This window comes from Luteibacter sp. Sphag1AF (genome assembly GCF_014192715.1).
GTDB lineage: Bacteria > Pseudomonadota > Gammaproteobacteria > Xanthomonadales > Rhodanobacteraceae > Luteibacter.
Genome location: NZ_JACHYH010000010.1, coordinates 1 through 25769, shown reverse-complemented (window position 1 = coordinate 25769; position 25769 = coordinate 1). Strand labels below are relative to the sequence as shown.

Here is a 25769-nt window from a genome sequence, read left to right as displayed (position 1 = left end):
GTCCGGCTAAGAACGACGCTGACAGGGGTAAAAGGAACTATGCGAATTCGCACGATGATGCTGGGAGCCGCCATGGCGCTTGCGCTTGATGCAAAGGCTGACGAGGGCATGTGGATGCCGTCGCAGCTGCCCACAATCGACAAGGCACTGCGCGAAGCAGGCTACAGGGGCAATCCGAAGGATCTGGCCGACCTGACCAAGGCACCGCTGAATGCGGTGGTGCGCATTGGCGGCGGCACGGGTGCCTTTGTCTCGGCGGATGGCCTGGTGGTCACCAATCACCACGTCGCCTTCGGCGTGATTCAGTACAACAGCAAGCCGGATCGCGACCTGATCACGGACGGCTACGTGGCGCCCGACCGCAAGGGCGAGCTGCCGGCCAACCCCGATTACCGCCTGCGCGTGACCGTGGGTTTCGACAAGGTCACTGATCGCGTGCTCGCTGGCGCTGCGGGCAAGACAGGCCGTGCCTATTACGACGCGGTGGATGCCGCCAGCAAGGCGCTGGTGGCCGAGTGCGAGAAAGAACAGGGCTATCGCTGCTCCGTGGCCAACATGTTCTACGGTCGCGACTTCTACCTGGTGAAGCAGCTTGAACTGCGCGATCTGCGTCTGGTGTACGCACCGCCGCGCGCCATTGGCAATTACGGCGATGAAGTGGACAACTTCGTGTGGCCGCGTCACGCCGGTGATTTCACCGTACTGCGCGCTTACGTGGGTCCCGACGGCAAGCCGGCTGATTTCTCGCCGGACAACAAGCCGTATCACCCGCCGTCGCATTTGCAGGTGGCCCGCGAGGGTGTGGCTGAAGGTGATTTCGTGATGCTGGCCGGTTATCCGGGCATCACCTATCGCCATCGCACCGCCGCTGAATTTGCGGACCAGATCGAATGGCGCCTGCCATCCTCGATTGATGTGCTCAAGCAGTTGCAGGGCATCATCGAAGATCAGGGCAAGGCGGATCGCGAAGCGGGCATCAAGTACGCCTCTCAGTTGCAGAGCCTGAAGAATGGCATCAAGCGCTTCAGTGGCGAGCTGGAAGGTCTTGAGCGCAGCGATGCGGTCACCATCCGCCGTGACGATGAAGCGGCCATGCTCGCGTGGCTGGCCACCCAGCCGGACGCTGGGGCGCTGAAGCCGAATATCGACGAGGCAATGAAGCTGATCGCTGCCGGCAAGGACGTGCGTGAGCGCGATCTGCTCATCGGTCTGTTGTCGTCGCAGACGCAGCTGATGCGTGGCGCACTGGCCATTGATCGCCTGTCGGTCGAGCGTCCGAAGCCGGACGCCGCGCGCGAAGCAGGCTACCAGCAGCGTGACGAAGAGCTGATCCAGAGCCAGCTGAAGCAGGCGCAGCGTCGTTACGATCCGCGCGTGGAAAAGGCGATGATCAGTGCGTTGATGACGCGCTACCAGGCGCTGCCGGCGGCTCAGCATCTACCGGAGTTCGATGCCGTGTTCGGTCGCAATGCCAGTGAACTGGCCAGGGCGCTGGATCGCATCTACGGCGGCACCGGCATGAGCGATGAAGCCACGCGCCTGCGTCTGTTCAGTGCGTCGTCTGCTGATATTGCCGGCAGCAAAGACACGCTGCTGGCGGCGGCACATGCACTGCAGCCCGCCTTGCTTCGCGTGGAAGACGAGCGCAAGTCGCGTGAGGGTGACCTGATGCGTCTGCGTCCGGCGTACATGCAGGCGCTGATCGGCTATCGCGAAAAGCAGGGCAGGGCCGTCTATCCGGATGCGAACTCCACGCTGCGCGTCAGCTACGGCAAGGTCACGCCGCTGGCCGCCCGCGATGCGGTGACGTACGGCCCGGTAACCACGGTGGCCGGCATTGTAGAGAAGAACACCGGCAAGGCACCGTTTGATGCGCCCAAGCCGCTGCTCGATGCCATTGCCAAGGGTGATTTCGGGCAGTACGCCGATCCGAAACTCAAAGCGATGCCGGTGGACTTCCTCAGCAACCTGGACACGACGGGCGGCAACTCCGGCTCGCCCGTGCTCAACGCGAAGGGCGAACTGGTGGGTCTGAATTTCGACAGCAACTGGGAAGCCGTGAGCGCCAGCTGGATGTACGACCCGCGCTACAAGCGCGCGATCCATGTGGACATGCGCTACATGCGCTGGCTGATGGACAAGGTCTACCCGGCACCTGCACTGCTGAAAGAACTGGGCGTCGCCCCCTGAGCGCCGATCACGGGGATGGGCAATCCGCCCGTCCTCGTGACCTTCGGCACAGTTATAAAGTAACGACTCCGGGCTAGTTTAGCCCGCCCCCCTTCAAGGAGAACGCCTTGCGTCGTCTCGCACTTGCCGCGGCCCTCGCCGCCGGCCTCGTCACTTCCGCTCATGCCGTTGAAGGCATGTGGCAGCCCGCCCAGCTTCCGAAGATCGCCAACACGCTCAAGCAGCACGGGCTGAAGCTTGATCCGAAGACGCTGACCGACCTGACCGCCTACCCGATGGGCGCCATCGTCAGCCTCGGCGGTTGCACGGCATCCTTTGTGTCGCCCGACGGCCTTGTGGTCACCAACCACCATTGCGGCTACGGCGCACTTCAGTACAACTCCACGCCGCAGAAGAACCTCATCGAAGAGGGCTTCCTGGCGAAGACCCCGGCTGAAGAACTCCCGGGTTCGCCGGACATGCGCGTGTTTGTCACCGAAGAAATTCGCGACGTGACGAAGGAAGTGACGGCCAGGCTCACGGCCGACATGGACCCGCTGGCCCGCTACAAGGCCATTGATCTGGCCAAGAAGGAGCTGGTGAAGGGCTGCGAGACGGACGGCTATCGCTGCGACGTCTACACCTTCCATGGCGGCTTCAGCTATCAGCTGATCAAGCAGATGGAAATCAAGGACGTGCGCCTGGTTTACGCGCCGCCTGAGTCCATCGGCAAGTTCGGTGGCGATGTCGACAACTGGATGTGGCCGCGCCACACCGGTGATTTCAGCTATCTGCGTGCGTATGTCTCGAAGGATGGCAAGTCGGCCACCTATTCCAAAGACAACGTGCCGTATCACCCCAAGCACGTCATCAAGGTCAACCCGCAGGGCGTGGAAGAGGGTGACTACGTGATGGTCGTGGGTTACCCGGGCCGCACCAACCGCTACCGTCTGGCGGACGAGGCGAAGGCTGCCATCGACTGGCAGTACCCGACCCAGATCAAGATCTACCAGGACACGCTGGACATCATTGCTGCCAACGGCAAGACGAATCCGGACGTGACCGTGAAGTACGCCAGCATGGTGGCGGGTCTCAACAATTACCTGAAGAACTTCGGTGGTCAGCTGGAAGGCCTGCGTCGCGCTGATGCCGTGGCGGTCAAGGAAAAGCAGGAGGCGGACCTCAATGCGTGGCTGCAGAAGCAGGGCGGCGCGGAGAATCAGGCACTGATCGCCGACATCGCGCAACTGAAGGCGAAGCTTGCCAGCTACCAGAGCACGCGTGAGCGCGATCTTGACCTCTCGCTGCTGTCGCGTTCGTCGCTGTTTTCCAGCGGTGTGCGTCTGGCCCGTCTGGCCAATGAGCGCGCCAAGCCGGACATGGAGCGCGAGACCGGTTACCAGCAGCGTGACGAAGTGCGCATCGAAGGTGCGCTCAAGCAGATGGAGCGTCGCTACGATGCGAAGACCGATCAGCAGCTGATGACCTACGCGCTTGCACGTTACGTGAAGCTGCCGGCTGACCAGCGCCTTCCGGCTCTGGATGCGTGGCTTGCCGGTGCCAACACCGATGCCGCCATCGCGCAGAAAGTGTCTGCACTTTACGCGGGCAGCAAGCTTGGCAACACCGAAGACCGCATGAAGTTCTTCAAGGCCGACGCGAAAACCATCGCTGCCAGCAACGACAGCATGCTGAAGCTGGCCACGGCCGTGCTGCCGCAGCTGAAGAAAATCGAAGACGAGCAGGATGCGCGTGACGGCGAACTGGCCAAACTGCGTCCGCGCTACATGCAGGCGATCATCGCGTGGAAGGAATCGCAGAACCTGCCGGTATACCCGGATGCGAACAGTTCCCTGCGCGTTACCTTCGGCAACGTTCAGGGCGTGTCCCCGCGTGATGGCGTGAGCTATGCACCGTTCACCACGGCCGAAGGCATCGTGCAGAAGGACACGGGCGTTGTTCCGTTCAATGCACCGAAGGCCGAAACCGATGCCATCCGCGCGAAGGCATACGATGGTTACGCGTCGAAGAAGCTCGGCACGCTGCCGGTCGACTTCCTTGCTGACCTGGACATCACGGGTGGCAACTCCGGCTCGCCGTCGCTCGATGCGGAAGGTCGCCTCGTGGGTCTGGCATTCGACGGCAACTGGGAATCGGTGAGCGGCGACTGGCTGTTCAACCCGAAGCTCAACCGCTCGATCCAGGTCGACGTCCGCTACATGCTGTGGGTCATGCATCACCTCGATCACGCAGACAACCTGCTGAAGGAAATGGGCGTGCCGGCCAAGTAATGCCGGTCGGGGAAGGGGCATCTGCGCCCCTTCCTGTGTGACTTGCAACGTTACAGCGCAGGCATTGAAGGTATGACGCCGCAGTGGTATCACTGCGGCGTTTACTTTTCAGGGGGAACCAAAATGGATGAGCTGACAGAAGGTCAGGTTGCCGTCGCACTGGAATATGCGTTTGCGCATGGTGCGTTGAAGACATGCGAGAAATGCGGCGAGATCGTCGCGGGCGAGGGTTCGGAGTCGAAGGCGTCGATGCAGGCCTGGCGTGACCGTCGTGACGGCAAGCACTCCGGGCACTTCGTCTCGTCGTACGCCATAAGCTGTGCCGTGTATGACGTGGTCAAGCTTCACAAGAACAATGAGTGCCCTTGCATGCGCGAGGAAGAGGAAGAGGAAACCTTCGAGCAGTGGGTCGCGCGGGTGAACGCGGAGCATGGCGTGCCCTGAGCGGTGGATTCGCTGGCCGTCGGCCGAACGTGACCTGTCGCACACCTTTGGCGACCCTTGCCCGCAAACGGCCAGGGATCTGCCCGTTGCACAGAATGAGGGTGTCATACTCTGCCTCTTTGCCAAGATGGACCTGCGCATGAATGGTTTGACTCGTTTCGCTCTGGGCTTTTGTGTTCTCGGTTTGACGGGGCTGGCTTCGGCCAAACCGCCGGTTGATGCCGACGCCGCCGCGTTGTGCAAGGGCGTGACGCCCTGCGAAGTTCGTGATGTCAAGCCCGCCGGTCGGAGCGAGGCAGGCAAGGACATGAAGGTGGTGCGTTTGTGGCTGGGCGAATCGGTCGGCAAGGGCGACAACCTGCAGAAGTGCGGCGATTACGACGACGGCGACGAACACGGCCACATGCAGTTCTGGTTGCTGGGCGGCCGCGATGGCAAGCGCAAGCTGCTTGATCTGTGCAACGACGGATATGGCGCGGCTGGCGTGGGTCAGGACACCGTGGAGGTGAAGCCCAACCTGTTCATCCATACGCAGAACGGCGGTTCGGCCTGGCGCTGGGGCAACTCCGCCAACGTGAAACTGGACCCGCTGACGGTATTGAGCGAGGAGTCGTCGTCCTACTGGAACATGGGCGAGAACAATTCGAACATGGCCTGGGACTGGACGACCTTCACCGGCAAGGCCGACTGGTTTGTGCCGACCTGCAACGCGGCAGGCGAAGCGCCGGAGCCGCAGAGCGTGGGTGGTGGCGACGTGTCCTATCCCTACAAGCCCATCCCGCGCATGGAGTCCGCTGATCTTCCCGGTGGCGCGGCACAGGCCATGCTAGGCACCTGCTCCGTGCAGGTGGGTGCCGATGGCAAGGGTGGTTTCCTGCTGCGTGGCAAGGATCAGCCCGCCAGTTCTGCGTGGATGCGTGTGCTGGGCGTAGGCAAGGATGAGCTGATGGTGACCGTGGGTGGCGCCGACTGGACGCATGGCGCGTCCAACTGGATCTTTGACGATCACCTTGAGCTCTGGTTTGCACCTGAGCCGTCGTCGACCTGCATGTCTTCGGACGCCGTGCTTTCACAGTGGGCCGTGGGCATTGCAGACGGCACGCTGCGCCAGGGCTACAAGGCGAAGCCCGAGACGGGCCCCAAGCTCCTTTCGCGCACGACCGGTGCCGATCATGCGGTGACGTATCGCTTCAAGCTGCCCGCGGACCTGTACAGCACCAACTCGATTTCGGTGGTCCTCTCGCTCGGCAATGGCACGAAGCAGTTGCGTATGGTGGGTACCAGTCCGGTGAAACTCGGCAAGGCCACCACGATGGGTGGCTTCTTTGACGTTGCCGCAGGCGGTGCCCGCTGCGAAGTCGAGGGCGGTCAGCTTAACCGCAAGGCCAGCGGCCTTCCGGTCTTGCTGGACGAGCGCTCCTATTCGCAGCCTTGAGGACAGTGGCGACGCGTTGCAACGCGTCGCCACTGCTTTACTCTTGAGGGCACCCTGATCTGTGGAGTTTGCCCGTGCCGTTTCGCGGTCTGTTGTTTGCGTCCTTGCCTCAGGTGCCCGAGTGCAACCTCGCGCCTGATGGCTCCATCGACGATGACCTGATCGCTCGCTCGGCGCGCGCTTACATGCGGCATGGTGGCTGACGTGTCACGCGACATGCGGCCACCGGCCATCTTCGTCATGGGCCCCACGGCGTCAGGCAAGACCGCGCTTGCCTGTGCGCTGGCGGATCTTTTCCCTGTCGGACTTATCAGTGTGGATTCGGCGCTCGTCTATCGTGGTCTGGACATTGGTTCGGCCAAGCCGGACGCCGCCACGCTGTCGCGCTATCCGCATGACCTGATCGACATCCGCGATCCGGCCGAGCCGTACTCCGCGGCTGATTTCCGCGCCGATGCCGTGCCGGCGATGCAGCGCATCACCTCGACGGGACGAATTCCGGTATTGGTCGGGGGCACCGGCCTCTATTTCCGGGCATTGCAGCGAGGACTCTCCGCATTGCCCGAGGCGGATGCTCAGGTTCGCGAGCGGCTTGCAGACGAAGCCGTGACCGTGGGCTGGGCCGCCTTGCATGCCCGTATGGCCGCCATGGACCCCGTGGCGGGCGAGCGCATCCGGCCGGGCGATGCCCAGCGCATCCAGCGTGCGCTGGAGGTCATGGAGCTGACAGGACGTCCATTGAGTGAGTTGCAGCAGGGCGGTGGGGGTGAACGCTTCCCCTGGCGCGTACTGAAACTGGCGCTTCTGCCCCGTGATCGCCAGCCTCTGCACGACCGCATCGCCCTACGTTTCGACGGCATGCTCGCTGATGGTTTTCTCGATGAAGTGAAGGCGTTGCGTTCACGCGGCGACCTGCACGCTGACCTTCCGGCAGTGCGTGCGGTGGGCTATCGTCAGGCGTGGGAATTTCTGGACGGGCAGGGTGACGCCCGATCCTTCCGCGATCGTGGCGTGTTCGCCACGCGACAGTTGGCAAAACGGCAAATTACCTGGTTGCGGCGTGAGTTCGATGCGCTGACTATCGACCCCGACGGGGGCGATCCGACAGCCCATGCCACGAGCGCCGTTGAGCAATTTCTTGGAATGCCAAGGTCGTCACGGCAAGCGCTTCCGCCGGGCGTTTAAAAGCAGTTAAGATTCAAACCACTTGGACCGGGGCGCCTCTTTGAGGTGTTCTTTACCCGGTCTGTCGCGTGATGTCAGGGGAGAAGAAGAATGTCCAAAGGGCAATCGTTGCAGGACCCGTTTCTCAATGCACTGCGTCGTGAACGCGTGCCAGTCGCCATTTACCTGGTGAACGGCATCAAATTGCAGGGCACGATCGAGTCGTTCGACCAGTTCGTGGTGCTGCTGCGCAACCAGGTCAGCCAGATGGTGTACAAGCACGCCATTTCCACTGTGGTGCCCAGCCGCAACGTGCGCGTGGGTGGCCATGAGAACCACCCCGACGGTGCGACCGTCGACGCCGAGGGTTGAGTCTGCGCCGTCGGCGACCCATATCGAACGGGTATTGAAGCCTTCAAGACCTCGCGGCCGGCGTCCTGTCCGCCGCGGGGAATCCGCCGCTATGAATGAGGTTGGCCAGACTCAGTGTTTGACAGACAAAAGAAAGGCGAGCGTGCCGTCATCGTGTTGCCGCATTCGCGCGGTGAGGGCGATTCGGTGCGCCGTGGTCAGGAATTCGCCGAGCTGGTGCGCTCGGCCGGCGCAGACATCCTGGAAAGCATCCCGGCCCGTGTCGAAGCGCCCAACCCGCGGTTTTACATAGGTTCCGGCAAGGCGGACGAAGTCGCCGAAGCCGTGCGGGCCACCGAGGCCGACCTTGTCCTCGTGGACCATGTGCTCAGCCCCGTGCAGGAGCGCAACCTCGAGAAGCACCTGTCTGTCCGCGTGGTGGACCGCGCCGGGCTGATCCTGGACATCTTCGCCCAGCGCGCCCGGTCGCACGAAGGCAAGCTGGAAGTGGAGCTGGCTCAGCTGAAGCACCTGGCTACCCGGCTGGTGCGTGGCTGGACCCATCTGGATGCCCAGCGTGGCGGTGCCATCGGCAACCGCGGCCCGGGTGAAACCCAGCTGGAAACCGACCGTCGCCTGCTCGCCGAGCGGGTGAAAATGCTGACCAAGCGCCTGGAGAAGGTGCAGACACAGCGCAACCAGCAGCGTCGCGCGCGCCTGCGCAACACGGTGCCCCGCGTGGCCCTCGTGGGATATACCAACGCCGGCAAGTCCACGCTGTTCAATGCGTTGACCACTGGCGGCGTGTACGCGGCTGACCAGCTTTTCGCCACGCTGGACCCCACCGTTCGCAAGGTGGACGGCCTGGCCTGCGGGCCGGCGGTGATCGCCGACACGGTGGGCTTCATCCGTGAATTGCCCCACGACCTCGTGGCGGCTTTCCGCGCCACGCTGGCCGAAGCCCGCGATGCCGACCTGCTGATTCACGTCAGCGATGCGGCAGACGACGAGCGCGAACTTCTGCGCAAGGTCGTCAACTCCGTGCTGGAGGAAATTGGCGCCGGCGACGTTCCCCAGCTTTCCGTGATGAACAAGGCGGATCTGGTGGACATGGCCCCCCGGATTGATCGGGGCGACGCTGGCGAGATCCGTCAGATCTGGCTGTCTGCCGCCACGGGCGACGGCGTGGACCTGCTGCGCGAGGCGCTGGGCGAGCTGCTTGGCGGCGAGCGCATTCAGGCTCCCCTTGACCTCCCGCTGGTCGCCGGACGGCTGCATGCCCGGCTGAAAGCGGCGGGCGCCATCGCCTCCGAAGAGGTGGACGAGCACGGCTGGCACCTCATGATCGACGCCCCGCGCTCCGTTCTGGCCCCCTTGCTGGGCGACGACGAGCATGCCCGCAGCCTGCGGGATCTTGTGGACCCTCCGCTGGTCGATTGATGAACCGACGCCCCCGATGGCGCTGCCCCGGCACGCCGGGGCGGGCATCGGCGGGTTCCCTCTGCTAGAATTACGGGCGTTTGCGCGCCCTTTCAGGGTGCGTCGAGGCTTTCGCGCCGCCCCGTTACTCCGGTCCCCAAAGGAGACTGTCGCCAATGGCTTGGAACGAACCCGGTAACGGGCAGAAGGACCCCTGGAGCCGCAACCGGCCAAAGGGCCGCAAGCCCGATCTGGACTCGGTGCTCAACAGCCTCAAGGCGCGCTTTGGCCGCCTGGGCGGTGGCACCGGCGGCATTTTCACCATTGTGCTGGCCATCCTCCTGGCCTGGCTGCTTCTGGGCAGCTACACCGTCATTGATGCGCGTCAGGTGGGCGTGGTGCTGCGTTTCGGCGAGTTCTCGCGGATGCTGCCGCCGGGCTTCCATCTGAAGTTCCCGAGCCCTGTGGAAACAGTGACCAAGGTCGAGACGACCCAGGTGCGCTCGCTGTCTGACAACGTGCGCATGCTTACCCGCGACGAAAACATCATCACGGTGGACTTCAACGTCCAGTACCAGGTGTCGGACGCGCGCAAGTTCCTGTTCTCCAACCGTGATCCGGAAGGCACCATCCGTCAGGCTTCCGAAGCCGCCGTTCGTTCGGTGGTGGGGGCCAATGTCATGGACAACATCCTGACCAGCCCCGGTGTGGACGCTCCCGCGCCGACCGCCGCCGCCGAGCCGGGCGTGAAGCCGGAAGTGCGCGAGACGCTGCAACAGCAGACCCGTGACATCCTCCAGGCCACGCTCGACGAATACGGCGCAGGTCTTGCCATCACCGACGTCAGCTTCCAGAACGTGGCTCCGCCCAAGGAAGTGAAGGACGCTTTCGACGACGTCAACGCCGCTCGCGAAGACAAGCAGAGTCAGGAAAACGAAGCGCGTGCCTACGCCAGCAAGGTGGTGCCGGTCGCACGTGGCGAAGCTGCGCGCATTGCCGCCGAGGCAGATGCTGATCGTGTGGAGCGCGTCGCGCGCGCCAACGGTGACGCCGAGCGCTTCAACCTGCTGTTGAAGGAATACCGCGCAGCGCCGGACGTCACGCGCCGTCGCCTGTGGCTGGAAACCGTTGAAGAAGTGATGGCCGACAACCCGAAGATTGTTGACGGCTCCAACGGCAAGAACATCATCAACCTGCCCGTGGCCGCCGGTCAGGGCAGCGTCCGCACCGTGCCGGGCGTGGGCACCGTGATCCAGTCCGCCACCACCACGGATGCCAGCGGGCAGGAGAAGTCCCAGTGAAGATCGCTTCCGCCATCCTCGCCGTTCTTATCGTCTTTTTCGGCTTCAACACCGCCTTCGTGGTGCACGAAGGCGAAAACGCGCTGCTGTTGCAGTTCGGCCGCATTGTGCGCGCCGACTACAAGCCGGGCCTGCACTTCAAGGTCCCGGTGATCCAGCAGGTGATGAAGTTCGACAACCGGATCCTTGGTCTGGATTCGCAGCCGGAGCGTTACCTCACGGCCGAAAAGAAGAACGTCAACGTCGACTTCTACGTGAAGTGGCGCATTGCCGACAACGCGGCCTATTACCGCGCCACGTCGGGTGACGAACTTCAGGCTGCACAGCGCCTCACGCCCATCGTGAAGGATGCGCTGCGCTTCGAGTTCAACTCCCGTCAGCTGGAAGAGCTGATTGCCGGCGGCCGCAAGGATGTGACCGAGCGCGTGCGTCAGCAGACCGACGCCGCCGCTCGCAAGAGCCTGGGCATTGCCGTGGTCGACGTGCGCATCAAGCGCATCGACCTTCCCGACGAAGTCAGTGAGTCGGTCTACAAGCGCATGAAGGCCGAGCGTCTGCAACTGGCCAATGAGCTTCGCTATACCGGTCAGGAAGCGGGCGAGACCATCCGCGCCAATGCCGATCGTCAGAAGCAGGTGCTGCTTGCCGATGCCAACCGTGACGCCACCAAGGTGCGCGGCGACGGCGACGCACAGGCGGCTGCCATTTACGCCCAGGCATACAGCCAGGACCCGGAGTTCTTCGCGTTCTACAGAAGTCTGGCGGCGTACAGAAAGGCGTTCGGCGACGGCAAGGGCGTGCTTGTCATGAAGCCCGATTCGGAATTCCTGCGCTACCTCAACGATGGCCCGGGCAAGCAGCGCTGATCGAACACCAGGCGATGCGGTCCACACAGATTTTGAAACATCCCTATCGCCCCTGACGGGGCAACACGTAAAGAAGGCGAGAGCATCATCATGGGCAAGTCAGTCGTAATCCTCGGTGCGCAGTGGGGCGACGAAGGCAAGGGCAAGATCGTCGATCTGCTGACCGAACGCGTCGGTGCGGTGGCGCGTTTCCAGGGCGGCCACAATGCCGGCCACACGCTGGTCATCAAGGGCAAGAAGACCGTCCTGCACCTGATTCCCTCGGGCATCCTGCGCGACGACGCGCTGTGCCTGATCGGCAACGGCGTGGTCCTGTCGCCTGCCGCCCTGATGGCGGAAATCGCCGAGCTGGAAGGCAATGGCGTCGACGTGCGTCCGCGCCTGAAGATCAGCCCGGCCACGCCGCTGATCATGCCGTACCACATTGCGCTGGATAAGGCGCGCGAAGCGGCTTCCGGCGCGAAGGCCATCGGCACCACCGGTCGCGGCATCGGCCCGGCGTACGAAGACAAGGTGGCGCGTCGTTCGATCCGCGTTGCCGATCTGATGTACCCGCACGAGCTGCCCGAGAAGGTGAAGGCTGCCGTCGATTACTACAACTTCGTGCTCACGCAGTGGCTGAAGGCCGAGCCGGTCGACTTCCAGACCGTGCTGGACGAAGCGCTGACCTGGGGCGAGTACCTGCGTCCGATGGTCGACGACGTTGCCACCATCCTGCACGACGTGCGCAAGGAAGGCGGCAATATCCTGTTTGAGGGCGCACAGGGTGCACTGCTGGACATCGACCACGGCACCTATCCGTACGTCACCTCGTCCAACACCACGGTTGGCGGCGCACTGGCCGGCACCGGCGTGGGTGCGCGCGACATCGACTACGTGCTGGGCATCTGCAAGGCCTATGCAACGCGCGTCGGTGGCGGCCCGTTCCCCACCGAGCTGCACGACGAGATGGGTGAGCTGCTGCGCAAGAAGGGCAACGAGTTCGGTGCCAGCACCGGTCGTCCGCGCCGCTGCGGCTGGATCGACCTGGTGGCGCTGAAGCGCGCCGTGCAGATCAACGGTATCGACGGCCTGGCCATCACCAAGCTCGACGTGCTGGACGGCCTGGAAAGCATCAAGGTCTGCATCGCGTATGAATACCGCGGCAAGCGTCGCGAACTGGCCCCGCTGGATGCGGACGGCTGGGACGAGTGCAAGCCGGTATACCTTGAGTTCCCGGGCTGGGAAGAGTCCACCGCGGGCATCCGCGACTGGAACAAGCTGCCGCCCGCCGCCCGCGCTTACCTGCGCGCCGTGGAAGAGCTCTCGGGCTGCCGTCTGGCGCTGGTCGCCACCGGTGCGGATCGTGACGACACGATCATCCTGGACGACCCGTTCGCCTGAGTGCGCCATTGACTCACGCGTAACAAAAACAAGCCCCGCACTGCGGGGCTTGTTCGTTTCCGGCACCCCGCATTTGCCGGTATGTGCGGTGTTTTATGGCGCACTGCAGCTTGTTCGTGTCACGTGGAACGCCGACACTCGGAGGACCACAGGTGTCCTGTCGCTGCTCGATGCGGTCGCAGGATGAAACGGGAAGCCGGTGCGGATCTTTCGATCCCAGGCCGGCGCTGCTCCCCCGCAACGGTAGGCGAGAAGACCCCACCAAAAGCATCCACCGCACACGCGGAGCGATGCCGGGGTGAGGCAGCCATGCTGCTTCTTTTCGCAAGCCCGGAGACCGGCCCGTGGCGGACATAGCCATGTCCTTCCTCGGGTGTCGCGGTGGGCGACCCAGGCGAGCTTCGTCGACGCCTGCGCGCGCAACGAACGACCCGTCTGCTCTCCACGGCACGCCCCATGCGGGTCAGTAATACGGAGACAGACAACCATGAACAAGTTGAACGATGTGGCGACCGAAGTCGCGAGCGTGAAGCTGCTTATCGACGGCAAGTTCGTCGATTCCGCGACCAGTCAGTGGCGCGATGTCGTCAATCCGGCCACCCAGGACGTCCTGGCACGTGTGCCCTTCGCCACGCCGGCGGAAGTTGACGCGGCGGTGGCTTCTGCCAAGGAAGCATTCCGTACGTGGCGCAAGACGCCGATCGGTGCGCGTTCGCGCATCTTCCTGAAGTATCAGCAGCTGATCCGCGAAAACATGGGCGAGCTTGCTGCGCTGCTGACCGCCGAGCAGGGCAAGACCCTTCCCGATGCGGAAGGTGACGTCTTCCGTGGTCTGGAAGTGGTGGAGCACGCTTCGGGCATCGGTCATCTGCAACTGGGTGAGCTGGCAAACAACGTCGCTGGCGGCGTGGATACCTTCACGCTGCTGCAGCCGCTGGGCGTGTGCGCCGGCATCACGCCGTTCAATTTTCCCGCGATGATTCCGCTGTGGATGTTCCCGATGGCCATCGCCACGGGCAACACGTTCGTGCTGAAGCCGTCCGAACAGGACCCGATGGTCACCATGCGTCTGGTTGAGCTGGCGCTGGAAGCGGGTGTGCCGCCGGGCGTGCTCAACGTGGTACATGGTGGCGAAGAGGTGGTCAACGCCATCTGCGATCACCCGGACATCAAGGCCGTGTCGTTCGTCGGTTCCACGGGCGTCGGCACGCACGTGTATCACCGCGCTTCGAAGGCCGGCAAGCGTGTGCAGTGCATGATGGGCGCGAAGAATCATGCCGTGGTGCTGCCCGATGCCAACCGCGAGCAGACCCTCAATGCGCTGGCGGGCGCGGCATTTGGCGCGGCGGGTCAGCGCTGCATGGCCGCCTCCACGGCGGTGCTGGTCGGTGAGGCAGCAAGCTGGATTCCGGATCTGGTGGAACGTGCACGTGGCCTCAAGGTCAATGCGGGCGATCAGCCCGGTACCGATGTGGGTCCGGTGATTTCCTGCGCGTCGCGCGAACGCATCGAGAAGCTGATCGCGTCCGGCGTGGAGCAGGGCGCCAAACTTGAACTCGACGGCCGCTCGCCGAAGGTGCCCGGTTACGAAAGCGGCAACTTCGTTGGCCCCACCATCTTCTCGGGCGTGAAGCCCGGCATGCGCATTTACGACGAAGAAATTTTCGGCCCGGTGCTGGTGATTCTTACCGCAGAGACGCTGGATGAGGCCATCGAACTGGTCAACGCCAATCCGAACGGCAACGGCACAGCCGTATTCACCCAGAGTGGCGCCGCAGCGCGTCGCTTCCAGGAAGACATCGACGTCGGTCAGGTTGGCATCAACGTACCCATCCCCGTACCCGTGCCGTTGTTCTCGTTTACCGGCTCGCGCGCATCGAAGCTGGGTGATCTTGGTCCGTATGGCAAGCAGGTGGTCCTGTTCTACACGCAGACCAAGACGGTGACCCAGCGCTGGTTTGATGACGACACGCTGCATGTGGGCGTCAACACGACCATCAGCCTGAAGTGACGGGAATGAACATGGATACCCATGTCACACCATCCCTTTCGTGGGACCTGAGCGAAGACCAGATCGCTTACCGTGATGCGGCGCGCGCATTTGCGCAGGCAGAGTTTGCGCCGCATGCGGCGCACTGGGACGCTACCTGCGAGTTCCCCCGTGACGCCATTGCGCGCGCGGGTGAACTCGGCTTCTGCGGCCTGTACACCGATACCGATGTTGGTGGCGCGGGCCTGGGTCGCCTGGATGCCGCCATCATCTTTGAAGAACTGGCGGCCGTTGATCCGTCCACCGCGGCGTACATCAGCATCCACAACATGGCGACATGGATGCTGACCTCGTTCGCGCAGCCGGCCGTGCGCGATGCCTGGGGGCCGGCGCTTGCCTCGGGCCAGAAGCTGGCGTCGTATTGCCTCACCGAACCCGGCGCGGGTTCGGACGCGGCATCCCTCACCACGCGCGCGCAGCGCGTGGATGACCACTACGTGCTCGATGGTGCGAAGGCCTTCATTTCCGGCGCGGGTTCCACCGACATGCTGGTGGTGATGGCACGTACCGGTGGTCCGGGCGCGGGTGGCATCAGTGCCTTTGCCGTGCCAGCCAACACGGCGGGCATCAGCTACGGGCGCAAGGAGGAGAAGCTTGGCTGGAACAGCCAGCCCACGCGCAGCATCAGTTTCGATGGCGTGAGCGTGCCGGCCGATCATCTGCTGGGTGAGGAAGGTGGCGGTTTCCGTCTTGCCATGAAGGGACTGGATGGCGGCCGTACAAATATTGCGGCGTGCTCGCTTGGTGCGGCGCAGGGGGCGCTGGATGCGGCGCGCCGTCACATGGGCGAGCGCAAGCAGTTCGGTCGCAAGATCGGCGACTTCCAGGCATTGCAGTTCAAGCTGGCCGACATGGCTACGCAACTGGTTGCCGCGCGGCAGATGGTTCACACCGCTGCGCGCAAGCTCGACACGCACAGTGCCGATGCCACCGTGTGGTGCGCGATGGCCAAGCGCTTCGCCACCGACGCCGGCTTCGCCATCTGCAACGATGCGCTGCAAATTCACGGTGGATACGGTTACATCCGCGAATACCCGATAGAGCGTTTGCTGCGCGATGCACGCGTGCACCAGATTCTTGAAGGTACCAACGAAATCATGCGCGTCATCATCGCGCGCCACCTGCTCAATACCGATGAGGAATTGCGATGAGTCCGCAGTCGAACGCGAACTATCTGAATCTTGATGTAGAACGCGATGGCCACGTGGCCATCGTGACGATTGCCAATCCGCCCGCCAACACCTGGACGCGCGACAGCCTTGCCGCGTTGCGCGACCTGGTGCACGACCTCAACGCTGATCGCGGCGTCTATGCGCTGGTCATCACGGGGCAGGGCGAGAAGTTCTTCTGCGCCGGTGCCGACCTGAAGCAGTTTGCGGACGGTGATCGCGCCGTCGCCCGGGAGGCGGCGCGCCGTTTTGGCGAGGCGTTCGAGGCGCTGTCGTCGTTCCGTGGCGTAAGCGTTGCCGCGATCAATGGTTATGCCATGGGTGGCGGCCTGGAGTGCGCACTGGCATGCGATCTTCGCATTGCCGAAGAGCAGGCACAGATGGCGTTGCCCGAAGCAGGCGTTGGTTTGCTTCCGTGTGCCGGTGGTACCCAGAATCTGGCGCGTCTGGTTGGAGAAGGCTGGGCCAAGCGCATGATCCTGCTTGGCGAGCGTGTGGATTCAGCGACCGCGTTGCGCATCGGCCTGGTGGAAGAAGTGGTGCCGCGCGGCGACGCGAAGGCGCGTGCTGTCGAGTGGGCGAAGTCTGCCGGTCGGCAGAGCCCCACCAGCGTCGCAGCGTGCAAGCGCCTGATTCAGGCGACGCGTTCGCAGACCCATGCCTCCGCCCTGGTCGCCGAGCGGGAAGCGTTCGTGGACCTTTTCGACACCGCCGATCAGGCCGAAGGCGTCAATGCCTTCCTTGAGAAGCGTGCGCCCGACTGGAAGAACGCATGACGCATGAAACCGATGCCGGTGCTCAGGCGCCGGTACTTTTCGAGGAGCGCGAGGCCGCTGGTGGCTTCCGTATTGGCATTGCCACGCTCAATGCGCCGGCCACGCTCAATGGCCTGTCGCTGGACATGGCGCGGCTTCTGGACGATCAACTGATTGCATGGGAAGCCGACGAGCGCATCGCTGTCGTGGTGTTGCAGGGCAGCGGTGAAAAGGCGTTCTGCGCGGGCGGTGACCTCCAGGGGCTCTACCGTTCGATGCTGGCTCATCGTGAGTCCGGCAGTGACGACATCCTGGCCAATGGTTACGCTCGCGATTTCTTCGAGGTGGAATATCGCCTCGATCATCGCATTCACACCTGTGCGAAGCCGGTACTGTGCTGGGGCCATGGCATCGTCATGGGCGGCGGCATCGGCCTGATGTCGGGCGCGACTCATCGCGTGGTGACGGAGCGGTCGAAGCTGGCCATGCCTGAGATCACCGTGGGTCTGTATCCGGATGTGGGCGGCAGCTGGCTGCTCAATCGTGTGCCCGATCACGCGGGTCTGTTCCTCGCGCTTACGGGTGCGCCGCTGGGGGCGGCCGATGCGATTCACGCCGGTCTGGCGGATCACTATCTGCGGGACGAGCAGCGCGCGGACGTCTATTCGGCGTTGTCTGCGCAGGCGTGGTCGATCCGCGCGGCCGATAATGCGCAGGCGCTCACCTCGTTGCTTTCGGATATGGCGGGTCAACCGGACGTGGGTCCGCTGGCTCGTCACCGCGACGCCATTCATGCGGCATGTGCGGCCGATACGCTCGACGCCGTGATTGCCGCCATCGAGGCGATGCCCGGTGACGATCCGTGGCTGGAATCGGCCAGGCGCACGCTTGCGGCCGGTGCTCCGGGTTCGGCGCGCCTGGCGTTTGAGCTTTCGCGTCGTGCGCGTGATGCGTCGCTGGCCGACGTGTTCCGCATGGAGTACGTGGTGTCGCTTCACTGCGCCGCACACGGCGACTTCCAGGAAGGCATCCGTGCCTTGCTGATCGACAAGGATCGCCAGCCACGCTGGAACCCCGCGACGCTTGCAGACGCGACGCCATCGTGGGCCGAAGCCTTCTTTGCCGAGCCCTGGTCGGCCGGCCACCACCCGCTGGCCGATCTGGGCCGCAGCGCCACTTAAGAGGAATGCACGATGAGCCGGATCGCATTTATCGGTCTTGGAAATATGGGCGGCCCGATGGCTGCCAACCTGGTGAAAGCCGGGCACGCGCTACGCGTTTTCGACCTGAGCGCAGCGTCGATGCAGGCAGCGAGCGCGGCGGGCGCGGTGGTCGCATCCAGCGCGGCTGAAGCGGTGGCTGATGCGGAAGTCGTGATTTCGATGCTGCCGGCCAGCCGCCACGTGGAAGGTCTGTATCTGGGTGCTGATGGCCTGATGGGGCACATTCCGGAAGGCGCGCTGGTCATTGATTGCAGCACCATCGCTCCGGCGTCAGCGCGAAAAGTCGCGGAAGCAGCGGCTGCACGCGGTTTGCAGATGCTTGATGCCCCGGTATCCGGAGGCACGGCCGGAGCCGCCGCCGGCACGCTCACGTTCATCGTGGGTGGCCAGGCCGACACGCTGGAGCGTGCGCGCCCGGTGTTGCAGGGCATGGGTCGCAACATCTTTCACGTCGGCGCCTCCGGCGCAGGGCAGGTGGCCAAGCTGTGCAACAACATGGCGCTGGGCGTGATCATGGCAGCCACGGGCGAGGCGCTGGCCCTCGGTGTGAGCCATGGCCTTGATCCTGCTGTGCTGTCGCAGATGATGGCCGTGAGCACGGGTCGCAGCTGGGCCACCGAAGTGTGCAACCCGTGGCCGGGCGTGCTGGAAAATGCGCCGTCGTCGCGCGGTTATACGGGTGGATTCGGCAACGATCTGATGCTTAAGGATCTCGGCCTTGCCGCGGAAGCCGCCATGCAGTCAGGCGCGACCATTCCTCTCGGGGAGCTGGCCCGTAACCTCTACGCCATCAACAGCCGCAACGGCCATGGCGGGCTGGACTTCTCCAGCGTGGTACGTGTGGTGGCGCCGGATATCTGATCCGGAGTCGGAACGTTTGTCCTGTGGCTTGCTCACAGGACAAACGTTGTCAGGCAGGTCAACCGGCTTTTGCCTTTGGATGTTGCGGCGCGTCCGACCCTTTATTTCAAGATTCATGAGTTGATTCGCGCTTGCATCCTGCGTTGCAGCAGGGCGTGTTAAATGCCGCTTCACGACGGCAGTCACGTTTTGCTCTGTCTTCGATAGACAACGTTGTCATTTCGCCGTATCTCATCGGGCAGCCATCGCGACGCGATGGTGCGAAGGGGTGCGCGAGTGCCTTTACCGGAAGGGGTGGAAGGGTTCGCGCCTTGTCGATTTGATATCTGCAAACACGGAGGCAGAACCCATGTCCATGCGTTCATCGCGTACGCGCGTCATGGCGGTATCGTGTACATCCACCGCAGCCCTGGCTGCGGCGATTTCACTGGGATTGGTGGGCGCGCTTGCGCCGACCGGCGTTGTCCACGCGCAAACGGCCTGCGCCGCTGCGTGGAGTGCCACAGCCGTCTATACGGCCGGCAACACGGCAAGCGAAAACGGTACAAACTACAAGGCCAACTGGTGGACCCAGGGCAACGACCCGGCGACCAGTAGCGGCCCGTCCGGTTCGGGCCAGCCCTGGACATCCACCGGATCATGCAGCGGCGGTGGCACCACGCCCCCGCCCGTCGATCCGCCGCCGCCGACCAATCCACCGCCCGCACCAGGCACGTTGCTCTTCAGTCCCTACAAGGACGTGACGATCAATCTCAACTGGAACACCAACTCGATGCAGACCGCGGCGTCGGGCACGGTTCTTCCGGTGGTGGGCAGTGGCAGCTTCTATTCGACCGTGCAGCCAAACCTGGGCGCCCTCACGCTCGCGTTCGCCACGGGCGAATGCGGCAGCGAGAACTGGGGCGGCGTGCCGGCGGCCAATTTCGCCAGCGCAAACATTCCTGCGCTGAACAGCTCCGGCCTCAACTACGTGGTGTCGACGGGTGGTCAGGCGGGTACGTTCACCTGCTCCACGACGGCGGGCATGGCGAAGTTCCTGTCGACGTACAACTCATCGCACATGGTTGGCATCGACTTCGACATCGAGGGCGGCCAGACGCCCGCGCAGCTGGCCTCGCTGATTTCGACCGTGAAGTACGCGCAGACGCTTTACCCGAACCTGCGTTACTCCTTCACCCTGGCCACGCTCGGTGCGTCGGACGGCAGCTACGGCGGCCTCAACAGCACGGGCGACGCGGTCATCAAGGCGATCAAGGCCGGTGGCCTGAGCAACTACATCATCAACCTGATGGTGATGGATTACGGCTCGGGCAGCAGTGCGATCTGCGTGGTGGCCAATGGAACGTGCGACATGGGGCAGTCCGCGATTCAGGCGGCGAAGAACCTCCAGCACACTTATGGCATTCCGTATACGCAGATCGAGCTCACGCCGATGATCGGTGTCAATGACGTGTCGGCCAACGTGTTCAAACTGGCTGATGTGGACACCATGACGGCATGGGCCGTAGCCAACAAGCTGGCGGGCATCCACTTCTGGTCGCTGGATCGCGATACGCCGTGCGGCGGCAGTGGGCAGACCACGGCGTCACCCACCTGCAACTCCATGCCAGGCACCACGCCGGTGCAGTACACCAAACGCTTCCTCAACGACCTGGGGCGCTGAGGTGTGATGTCACAAGGGCCGGATGTTCCGGCCCTTGTGATTTACCAGAGTACGCCAGCCTCAGGGGTCAGGGGCGTCAGCCCGTGCTGCTCGCCCAGTCCATCGCGAAGGTCGATTTCAATGGCGCGGGTGATGGCGGTCATGGGCACATCGTTCTCGGTGTTTTCAAACGGGTTCTGGATGTCGTTGCCGATTTGCAGCAGGGCGAGAAACAGGAACCCGGCCGCGGTGGAACCAAGAGGCGTGTAAAGGCCCAGCGTTTCCACCAGTCCCAGCGGCAGCAGGATGCAGAACGCGTGAGTGAACAGCGCAGGATAGGTGGCGTACTGCTGCGGCAGCGGGGTGTTCTTGATGCGTTCGAGGCCACCTTGTGCATTGGTCAGTTCGCCCAGCGTGCGTTCAATGGCTACGTGACGAATGGCTTCCACGTCCGTCTGGCGGATCATCCCGGCCGTGCGCGTGAGAATGGCCTGCGGCACGTTGGTGACGCGGCGCAGTTCATCCAGTTCTTCAGGCGGCAGCAATCGCTGGAGCTCTTCCCAGGGGGACTGCCGGCGCAGGTGCAGACGCAGTGCATGCACATAGGCGACCTGCCGGTGCACCAGTGGCGCGACGGCCGCCCCTGCTGGCAGCAGCGTGCCGAGTTCGCGGGCAAGTGTCCGCGATGAATTGACCATGGCCCCCCACAGCGTCCGAGCTTCCCACCACCGCGCATATGCGGTGGTATTGCGGAAGCTGAGATATACGGCGACAGCGGAGCCCAGCAGGGTGAGCGGCAACGCCGGGAATTCGATCCAGTGTGGCGTGAAGTAGTAATACGCGGCGGTGACCGCCACATCCCATGCAAAGAGCAGGATCAGCGGTCGTCCGACGTATTTCAGAATGTGCCCGAGATGGGCGCGACCTGGAATGATCACCGGGCGCTCTCGCGGGCGATGGCTTCATCCAGCGAAATGAAGGTGTCGCTGGCGTTGTCCAGGACGGTGACCTTGCCATGCTCGATGTCATAGACCCAGCCCTGGAGCGCCAGGCGCTTTTCGCCCAGTCCGGCGGCGACAGAAGGGTGGGTGCGCAGGTGCGTCAATTGGAGGCGCACGTTTTCTTCAATCAGTGCACGGAGCGCTTCGTCGTCCTCCAGGTGGCGGGCGAAGACGGCGCTGCGAGCCGCCTCTGCGTTCCTGAGCCACGCTTGCACGGTGTGCATGTCGCGTGTGGAGGCGGGGGCCAGCAGGCCCTTCATGGCACCGCAATCGCTGTGCCCGCAGACGACGACCTGACGGACACCAAGCACCATGATGGCGTACTCGACCACGGCCGATACGCCACCGAGCATTTCGCCATAGCCGGGAACCATGTTGCCGATGTTTCGGCACACGAAGAGCTCACCAGGCTGGGTCTGGGTGATCATTTCCGGCACCACGCGGGAGTCGGCGCAGGTGATGAAAAGGGTATGGGGCGCCTGACCGTTGGCGAGTTCCCCGAAAAGTTCTGCGCTTTCGGGGAATATCTTGTGGGTAAAGGCATCTACCCCTTTGAGCAGACCCAGAAGGTCGGTGCCGGTTGTCTGTTCAGTGGTCATGGGATGTTCCTGTGGTGGGACAGGCGTACATGATGCGCTGCCCAGGGGGCTGGGGGAAAGGCATGGGCGGCAAGTTTCGGATCGCGGGCAAGCCCGGCTCCGCATGCCCAATGTGCCGCAGTCACACCAGCCAATGTCTACGTGATCATCAGCACAGCTGAAGGAGCGTTCGTCGTAGCCTGAAAATTCACTCCGACGGAATAAGGATGTTTCATATGTGTTCGACGCTCGCCGCGCGCGCACGCCTCTTGCTGTGCACCGCGCTTCCCCTGATTTCCTTTGGTGCACACGCTACCTGGGTCTATGGGCCGCCCTACAGCTACAACACGGCATTTGGATCCGAACGTGGCTTCCTTTCCGTGGATGCGGCGGTCAACTCATTCATCGCGCGCTACGAAAACTCCTGCGCCACTAATCTGACGTGCAAACCCCACACGTTCTCTGTGGACTACCGAAGTAGTACAAGCGACACCGGGGCCTCGGTGAGCATCAACTACGTCAATGCAGACGGAACTACCGGGCAAACTTTTGGCGCCTACATTTTCGCAAGCAATGTGACCGGCCAGGGATTTCAGCCCAAGAATGCGGGCGGCTGCCGCATGATGTGCACCGGTGGCAACGGCTCGCCTACGGATACGCTCGGTCCCCGCGGCAGTAGTCAGGAAGGGATGACCAAGACAGCATCCAGCGACGTGGGCACGCCCTTGGAGGGCGATCCCATTAATGCGGCGAACGGCAGCGTCTTTCGACAGGATACCGACCTGCATACCTCGTCGTGGCTGACCTTTCGCCGCTTTTACAACTCATCTAACTTTGTGGTCGCTACCACAATGGGGCCCAAGTGGCGCCACTCATTCGATCGCACCATCAATCTCATGCCGCACAGTGGCCCCAACGGCGGCCTGATCTACGCACGCCGTCCCGACGGCTCGTTGGTGCGCTTTCAGAGCAGCGGCGGCGTGTGGACTGCCGACACGAACGCAGCTGAAACCTTGACGGTCACGAATGATGCGACGACCGGTCTGGCCATGGGGTATGCCCTTCGCATAGCGGCCACGAGGGAAACCGAGACCTATGATAATAGTGGGCGCCTGCTGTCTATCGCGGACGATAACGGCGTGGTGACGACACTGACCTATAGCGACGCTGGTACCGATCCAGCCATTGCTACTGGTCAGGGTTTGCTAATTGCCGTCACAGATCCCCAGGGGCGTGTGCTGAGCTTGAGCTACGATGCCGAGGGCCGCCTGTCGAAGGTCACCGACCCTGCGGGCCAGTCGTCTACATACGCGTACGGCGCCAGTGGCAACTTGGCCAAGGTGACTTATGCCGACAACTCCACACGCCAATACCTTTATGCCGAGACGGCCTACGCGGCAGCACCCAGCTCTTTTCCCTCGGAACTGACGGGCATCATTGATGAGAAGGGCGTGCGCTTCGAGACCACGACCTACGACAACAAAAACTACGCACTCACATCGCAGTTCGCCGGCGGAGCAGACAAGATCTCGCTTTCTTATGCCAGCTACTCTCAAAACGGCGGCGTTCCAGCCAAGATGACCACGCCTTTGGGCCTGATAGTCACCCTGGGATTCGCCGACGATGGTGCTCGAACCCTCAAGCCGAGTGGCGCCAGCACTCTGTGCGGCAACCAGTGCAACCAGCCCTGGAAGTCGGCGACCTACGACACTCGCGGTTATCCCGCCAGCTTCACGGACTTTCGTGGCACGGTGACCTCGACCGCTTATGACGCCAACGGGCTGCTGACTAAGCAGATCGAGGCTTCGGGAACCGGTGCGCAGCGTACGATCAGTTCTACCTGGGACACGATGCACCGTCAGCCACTCACCCGTATGATCTCGGATGCCAAGGGTATCGTTGTCGCGAAGGACGTTTGGGCCTACAACGCCCGAGGCCAGGTGATCGCCGAGTGCGCCATCGCCCCATCGGTCGCTGCCACTTACGCTTGCGGCAGTCAGGCGCAGGCACCCGAGGGTATCCGTCAGACCCGCTACACCTACTGCGACGCCGTAGATTCGACCCAGTGCCCTCGGGTGGGTCTGCGGCTGACGATCACCGGCCCGCGGGCTGATGTGACGGAACTCACCCGTTATACCTACTACCTGACCACTGACGAGAGCAACTGCGCCACCATCGGTGGCACTTGCCACCGAGCTGGCGATCTCGCTCAGATCACTGATGCGGCCGGTCACGTGACCACTTTGGTGGCTTACGACCGCCATGGTCGCCCCGTGCGCCTGAAGGACGCCAATGGCGTCATCATCGACGTGACCTACACGCCGCGTGGTTGGCTCGCCACGCGCACTGTCCGAGCCAATGCTGATGGATCTGCCTCGGTCGCTGATGCGACCATCACGCTGACATATGAGGCCACCGGCGCGCTGAAGACGGTGACTGACGCCGATGGTGTCAACGCCACCTACACCTACGACGATGCGCATCGCCTGGTGGACGTCGCCGACGCGGCGGGCAATCACATCCGTTACACACTTGACGCCTCGGGCAACCGTATCAAGGAGGAAGCATTCGATGCGTCTGGAACGTCGCGGCGCGCGCTAACCCGCAAGTACAACAAGCTGGGGCAGCTGGTAAGCGTCACCGATGGCCGAGCGCAAACAGTATTTGATGCCGCGGCCAGCGGGAGCTACGACGCCAATGGCAACCTCGTGACTACGAAGGACGCGTTGGGCGTGGTGCGCAAGGACACCTTCGATGTTCTGAATCGCCTGGTGAGTCGCGTGGCCAATGCCAGCGGGACAGACGCCGCCACGAAAGCGACGACCAGCGTGTTCACCTTCGATGCCAGGGATCAGCTGACGTCGCTGACAGATCCGGATGGACTGGTGACGACTTACGCATTCGACGGACTGCGCAATCCAACGAGTCAAACCAGCCCAGATACCGGCACTCATTCGACGACGTTCAATGCGGCGGGTAATCCTGTCACCCGTACGGATGCCAATGCCACGGTAGCGACACAGGTCTTTGATGCGCTGGGACGCAAAACCTCTGTCTCGTATGCCGATGCCAGCCTCAATATCGCCTACCACTACGACGATGCAAACAGCGTCACTGGCTGCGCCACGTCGTTCCCGACGGGGCGACTGACTCGCATCGTAGAGACGGCCGTCACCACGGTGTATTGCTACGACAACCAGGGCCGCGTCACGGAGCGGCGCCAGACGCAAGGTGCAGCGACCGATGTCACCGGCTATGCGTATACCCGAGCCGGGCGCATCGCTGCCATTGCCACTCCCTCCGGTCTGGTGACGGAATACGGCCGAGATGCGCTTGGTCAGATCGTCACCGTGAGCGTGACACCTGCGAAGGGCGTGGCCAGTCAGGTGATCACTGCCGCGACCTATCTGCCGTTCGGGCCACTCGTGAGCTATACCTTGGGCAACGGGCAGACCGTTACCCGTACTTACGATGCTAACTATCAGGTGACGGACATCACCAGTCCTGTAGTGAACCTGCATTTTTCCCGGGATGCGATTGGCAACATCGTGGCTTTGGGCGATGGGCCGGGGTGAAGCGTCCTCGTTGGTTCGAGCCAGACGGAAGTAGAGTTTCCCATCCAAGGAGCTCTATATGAAGAAGTCGAAGTTCAGCGAAGAACAGATCG

The 25769-nt window shown here is 63.1% G+C and carries 19 protein-coding genes and 1 riboswitch; of the genes, 17 read left to right on the top strand and 2 right to left on the bottom strand.

Annotated elements, in window-relative coordinates:
* Positions 1 to 39: 39 nt before the first annotated feature.
* The 16 genes from FHW69_RS17470 to FHW69_RS17395 all read left to right on the top strand — a co-directional run bounded on the left by FHW69_RS17470 (position 40) and on the right by FHW69_RS17395 (position 20544).
* Positions 40 to 2190 (top strand): S46 family peptidase, encoded by a 2151-nt coding sequence (locus tag FHW69_RS17470; RefSeq protein WP_183424388.1) that lies wholly within the window; start codon positions 40 to 42, stop codon positions 2188 to 2190.
* 107 nt (positions 2191 to 2297) lie between these two features.
* A complete protein-coding gene (locus FHW69_RS17465; RefSeq protein ID WP_255494880.1) occupies positions 2298 to 4460 on the top strand; it encodes a S46 family peptidase in 2163 nt (720 codons plus the stop codon).
* A 123-nt stretch (positions 4461 to 4583) separates the two neighbouring features.
* Positions 4584 to 4904, top strand: coding sequence for a hypothetical protein (locus FHW69_RS17460; protein WP_183424387.1), 321 nt, complete (start codon positions 4584 to 4586; stop codon positions 4902 to 4904).
* A gap of 139 nt (positions 4905 to 5043) precedes the next feature.
* Positions 5044 to 6339, top strand: coding sequence for a hypothetical protein (locus FHW69_RS17455; RefSeq protein ID WP_183424386.1), 1296 nt, complete (start codon positions 5044 to 5046; stop codon positions 6337 to 6339).
* Positions 6340 to 6543: 204 nt separating this feature from the next.
* Positions 6544 to 7524, top strand: a complete 981-nt coding sequence (miaA, locus tag FHW69_RS17450; protein WP_183424385.1) for a tRNA (adenosine(37)-N6)-dimethylallyltransferase MiaA — start codon at positions 6544 to 6546, stop codon at positions 7522 to 7524.
* A gap of 90 nt (positions 7525 to 7614) precedes the next feature.
* Positions 7615 to 7875, top strand: coding sequence for an RNA chaperone Hfq (gene hfq, locus FHW69_RS17445; RefSeq protein WP_132143506.1), 261 nt, complete (start codon positions 7615 to 7617; stop codon positions 7873 to 7875).
* 114 nt (positions 7876 to 7989) lie between these two features.
* Complete coding sequence (gene hflX / locus FHW69_RS17440; protein WP_183424384.1) at positions 7990 to 9294, top strand: ribosome rescue GTPase HflX; 1305 nt, start codon at positions 7990 to 7992, stop codon at positions 9292 to 9294.
* Between the two features lie 155 nt (positions 9295 to 9449).
* Positions 9450 to 10574 carry an FtsH protease activity modulator HflK gene (hflK, locus tag FHW69_RS17435; protein WP_183424383.1) on the top strand — a complete coding sequence of 375 codons (1125 nt, stop codon included), beginning with the start codon at positions 9450 to 9452 and terminating at the stop codon, positions 10572 to 10574.
* Positions 10571 to 11440, top strand: coding sequence for a protease modulator HflC (gene hflC, locus FHW69_RS17430; RefSeq protein ID WP_183424382.1), 870 nt, complete (start codon positions 10571 to 10573; stop codon positions 11438 to 11440). Before hflK ends, hflC begins: the two co-directional genes overlap by 4 nt.
* A 90-nt stretch (positions 11441 to 11530) precedes the next feature.
* Positions 11531 to 12823 carry an adenylosuccinate synthase gene (locus FHW69_RS17425; RefSeq protein WP_183424381.1) on the top strand — a complete coding sequence of 431 codons (1293 nt, stop codon included), beginning with the start codon at positions 11531 to 11533 and terminating at the stop codon, positions 12821 to 12823.
* A gap of 133 nt (positions 12824 to 12956) precedes the next feature.
* Positions 12957 to 13184, top strand: a riboswitch (cobalamin riboswitch).
* A 126-nt stretch (positions 13185 to 13310) separates the two neighbouring features.
* Complete coding sequence (locus FHW69_RS17420; protein WP_183424380.1) at positions 13311 to 14834, top strand: CoA-acylating methylmalonate-semialdehyde dehydrogenase; 1524 nt, start codon at positions 13311 to 13313, stop codon at positions 14832 to 14834.
* Between the two features lie 5 nt (positions 14835 to 14839).
* Positions 14840 to 16024: an acyl-CoA dehydrogenase family protein gene (locus FHW69_RS17415; protein ID WP_183424379.1), complete on the top strand. Its 1185-nt coding sequence runs from the start codon at positions 14840 to 14842 to the stop codon at positions 16022 to 16024.
* Positions 16021 to 16818: an enoyl-CoA hydratase gene (locus FHW69_RS17410; RefSeq protein WP_183424378.1), complete on the top strand. Its 798-nt coding sequence runs from the start codon at positions 16021 to 16023 to the stop codon at positions 16816 to 16818. The genes FHW69_RS17415 and FHW69_RS17410 overlap by 4 nt, the downstream gene beginning before the upstream one ends.
* Positions 16815 to 17978 carry an enoyl-CoA hydratase/isomerase family protein gene (locus FHW69_RS17405; RefSeq protein ID WP_183424377.1) on the top strand — a complete coding sequence of 388 codons (1164 nt, stop codon included), beginning with the start codon at positions 16815 to 16817 and terminating at the stop codon, positions 17976 to 17978. Before FHW69_RS17410 ends, FHW69_RS17405 begins: the two co-directional genes overlap by 4 nt.
* A gap of 12 nt (positions 17979 to 17990) precedes the next feature.
* Positions 17991 to 18881 (top strand): 3-hydroxyisobutyrate dehydrogenase, encoded by an 891-nt coding sequence (mmsB, locus tag FHW69_RS17400; protein ID WP_183424376.1) that lies wholly within the window; start codon positions 17991 to 17993, stop codon positions 18879 to 18881.
* A 349-nt stretch (positions 18882 to 19230) separates the two neighbouring features.
* Complete coding sequence (locus FHW69_RS17395) at positions 19231 to 20544, top strand: carbohydrate-binding protein (protein ID WP_221195617.1); 1314 nt, start codon at positions 19231 to 19233, stop codon at positions 20542 to 20544.
* 41 nt (positions 20545 to 20585) lie between these two features.
* On the opposite strand, the gene FHW69_RS17390 is transcribed toward FHW69_RS17395, so the two are convergent.
* A complete protein-coding gene (locus FHW69_RS17390; protein ID WP_183424375.1) occupies positions 20586 to 21461 on the bottom strand; it encodes a bestrophin family ion channel in 876 nt (291 codons plus the stop codon).
* A complete protein-coding gene (locus tag FHW69_RS17385) occupies positions 21458 to 22123 on the bottom strand; it encodes a carbonic anhydrase (RefSeq protein WP_183424374.1) in 666 nt (221 codons plus the stop codon). Before FHW69_RS17385 ends, FHW69_RS17390 begins: the two co-directional genes overlap by 4 nt.
* Before the next feature lie 215 nt (positions 22124 to 22338).
* Here FHW69_RS17385 and FHW69_RS17380 point away from each other — a divergent pair, with 215 nt between their 5' ends.
* Positions 22339 to 25677, top strand: a complete 3339-nt coding sequence (locus FHW69_RS17380; protein WP_183424373.1) for a DUF6531 domain-containing protein — start codon at positions 22339 to 22341, stop codon at positions 25675 to 25677.
* The last annotated feature ends 92 nt before the right edge of the window (positions 25678 to 25769 follow it).